Annotated in this window: 4 protein-coding genes; 2 read left to right on the forward strand and 2 right to left on the reverse strand. The window is 64.6% G+C overall.

Annotated elements, in window-relative coordinates; genetic code table 11:
• Both AC04MI_RS24215 and AC04MI_RS24220 read left to right on the forward strand, forming a co-directional pair.
• On the forward strand, nt 1-469 hold a 469-nt coding region (locus AC04MI_RS24215), incomplete at its 5' end, for a group I truncated hemoglobin (protein WP_476498927.1).
• A 79-nt stretch (nt 470-548) separates the two neighbouring features.
• The gene (locus AC04MI_RS24220; RefSeq protein WP_476498928.1) at nt 549-1,238 is read left to right on the forward strand and encodes a cupredoxin domain-containing protein; all 690 of its coding nucleotides are present in this window, start codon (nt 549-551) and stop codon (nt 1,236-1,238) included.
• 134 nt (nt 1,239-1,372) lie between these two features.
• Here AC04MI_RS24220 and AC04MI_RS24225 read toward each other — a convergent pair whose 3' ends face one another.
• Nucleotides 1,373-2,356, reverse strand: a complete 984-nt coding sequence (locus AC04MI_RS24225; protein WP_476498929.1) for a c-type cytochrome — start codon at nt 2,354-2,356, stop codon at nt 1,373-1,375.
• A gap of 193 nt (nt 2,357-2,549) precedes the next feature.
• Nucleotides 2,550-3,408: extracellular solute-binding protein (locus AC04MI_RS24230; protein ID WP_476498930.1), on the reverse strand; the 859-nt coding region annotated here is incomplete at its 5' end.

Raw genomic sequence — 3,408 nt, forward strand, 5'->3', positions numbered from 1 at the left:
CTCAAAAACCCTCATCGCCATGGCCATCGCCCTGAGCGGCTTGCTGGCTGCCCCGGCTTTTGCGCAGACCGCTGCGGCGCCGGTGGCGAACACTGCAGCCCCTGTAGCCCCTGCCGGCCTGTACCAGGCCCTGGGCGAAAAGCCTGGCATCACCCGCCTGGTGGACGATTTTGTGAACCGTGTGGTCAAGGACCCACGCATCGGCAGCCACTTCAAGGACACCAAACCAGCCGCCCTCAAGGAGAGCCTGACCGACCAGTTTTGCCAGTTGAGCGGGGGCCCTTGCAAATATGAAGGCGCTGACATGAAATCGGCCCATGCCGACATGGACATCAATAAGGGCCACTTCAACGCCCTGGTGGAGGTGCTGCAAAGCGCCATGGATGCCCAGGGCATACCGTTCGCTCAACAAAACCGCCTGCTGGCCTTGTTGGCGCCCATGCACCGTGATGTGATCACCAAGCGGTAAGACCATGAAAAACGCTATATTTTTAATAGCTGCTAGCGCAATATTCACTAGCGCTTGGGCCGGAAATGTTCAAATTCAGGTGCTGGACCGCGAGGGCAAGCCAGTGCCCGACGCCGTGGTGGTGGTGTACCCCGGTGCCACTGCGGGCGCGGCTCCCAACCTGCTGCAGCCCAGCCCCACCATTGAGCAGGAGCGCATGCGTTTTGTGCCTGCCGTCACCGTGGTGATGCCCGGCACCACCGTGCGTTTCACCAACCAGGACCGGTGGGATCACCATGTGCGCGGCAACCCTACAGGCGTGGCCGCTGCAGCGGCCCCTGCTGCGCCTAGTTCCAATTTTGAGCTGCGCCTGGCCGGCAAGGCCGACGGCAAGCCCGCCAACTTTGCGGACGTCAAACTCGACACCCCTGGCGTGGTGCTGCTGGGTTGCCACCTGCACGGTTCCATGCGCGGCCACGTGTTTGTGACCGATTCGGCCTGGACACTCAAGACCGACAACGATGGCATTGCCCGATTTGCCAGCGTGCCGGATGGCGCCGCACAGGTGCGCGTGTGGCACGCCGAGCAACTGGTGGACCTGCCGCGCAAGGCGCTGAATGTGGTGCCCGGCCCGGTGCTGGATACCGTGCAGCTCAGCGTGGTGCCACGGGTGCGCCGCGCACCACCGGCTGCGCCCGCCGGCCCTACCAACAGCCCCGGTGGGCCCATGGGGTCGTACAGCCAGGCGCCCGTCTCGCCTCCCCAGGCACATCAGCACCCGGGCAGCTGACCCGCCATCACAGCGGGTGGTCCAAAGGGGGCGGGTCAGCAGGGCAGCGATTTTTGGGGGCGTGGTCCGTCGCCCGCTCTTTCGTCTGAGTGTCTGCGGGCGTCCCCCTGCGGGGTCGTCCACAGGCTCTCAGGTCAACCTGGCAGCTTGAGCCCGCCCGGCCCGGAGGGCACGGTGTTGGCGCTGCTCTTTTGGCTGCCGGCCGTTGCGCTGCCCACGTCCTGCTTCACGCTGCCAGAGGGTGCGTTCAGGTACAGGTACAGCGCTTGCGCATCCACGTCGCTGAGTTGCCCGAGCGACTCGAAGGGCATCACCTGGATCGGTGTGCCGTCAGGCCGCTTACCCGTGCGCAGCATGGCCACAAAGCTTGCGGCGTTGGGGTAGCGTGCCAGGGCGCTGTCGGCACTGTGTGTGCCAGGGCGGATGTCTGCTGCCGCAGGCCAGTCAGGCGGGCCGCCGGGGATCTTGCCGCCCGACAGGTCGGCACCATGGCAGCCGATGCACATGTTGGCCACGTACTGGCCGTTGGCCAGCGTCACTCCGGCAGCCGTCGGCCGCGAGGGGGCCAGCTGGTGGTCAATGCGCGAGGCCGCGTCGGGAATCGCACCCAGCCCATACAGCACCCAGGCAGGGTGCGGCAGATCGACCACGGCCTGCGTGCCCTCCTTGGGGGGGAACTGGCGCACATACGACACCAGGGCGTTCAGGTCTTCGTTGGTGAAGCGGTTGTAGTCCTCGCTGGGCATGACCAGCACCGGGCGGCCGTTGGGCTTGACGCCATGGCGGATCACGCTGTTCCAGTCCTCGGGCTGGTAGCGCGCCACCACGCCAGCCGGCGTGATGTTGGGTCCTACGATGCGCGTGCCCTTGCCATCGTTGACGAACTCACGGCCCGTGCCTTGTGCGCCATGGCAGTCGGTGCAGCCACGCGATGCATACAGATAGCGCCCACGTTCGATGGTCTGCGCATCGGTGGTATAGGCCACGGGGCGGGGTTTGATGTCGATGTAGCGGTTGCGTTTTTGCTCGGCCAGGTACAGGCCGCTGGCGGCAGTGGCGACAACGATCACGCCCAGCAGCAGCGCGCTGCCTGCGGTCCATTTGATCYAGCGTTTCATGGTGGTATCCCTCTTCTTCGAATGGTGGCGGACGGGCTGAACGAATCAGCATGCCCAGGCGCCGGATTCTGAAGTCGAAGAAGCGGTTTGTGGCACCCCACCACCGAAGGGTATGGCGGGGCCGGTGACATTTGTCACAAACGGCCCGCCAGTGTGAGCGGGTGTAGCCTGTTCACACGCGCTCCATATCCTCTCAGCGCTCGATGGTCTTGTTCCAGCGCGCGTTCCACGCAGGGCGGTTGGCGTTCACGCTGTCCCAGTCCAGCGTCACGGCGTTTTTCATCCACTGGCTGATCTGCGCGACCTGGGCGGCACCTTCACCCACGGCAGGCGCCTTGGGGTTGGTGGGAATCTGCGCGCCAAACTGCAGCACGTTGGCCTGTGCCAGCGGGCTCAGCAGAAACTCGGCCAGCTTTTGCGCCAGTTCGGGTTCGCTGTTSTTSGCGATCACGCAYTGGCCSGYCATCAGCACTACCGAGCCCTCCTTGGGCTGTGCGTATTCCACCGGAATGCCCTTGGCCTTCAAAGCSGCCACGCYSGTGGGCGTGAGCGGGAAGATCGCSGCYTCGCCSGTCTGCACCATCTCCGAMAKCTTGGCCGAGCTSGGGATGTACTCCAGCACGTTGGGGCCGATGGTCTTGGCCCAGTTGTTGAAGCCTGGCTCCACGTTCTTGTCGTTGCCGCCCTGGATGCGGTTGAACATCAAAAAGCCGTGCAGCCCGAACGACGACGACGGCATGGACTGGAACACCACCTTGCCCTTGTACTTGGGGTCGGCAAAGTCCATCCACGACGTAGGCGCGGCCCAGCCCTTTTCGGCAAACATCTTGGTGTTGTAGGCGATGCCGGTCATGCCCAGGCTCACGCCGCTGGCCAGGTCGTCCTTGAAGCGCGCGGCGGGGTAGATGTCGTTCAGGTGCGGGTTGGGCTTTTGCTTTTCGCACAGGCCCATGCCCATGGCGCGCACCATGATGCCGTCGTCCAGAAACATCACGTGCATCTGCGGCTTGTCCTTGTTGGCCTGGGCCTTGGCCAAGATGTCCGAGGACGTG

This window comes from Acidovorax sp. LjRoot204, from assembly GCF_056175785.1.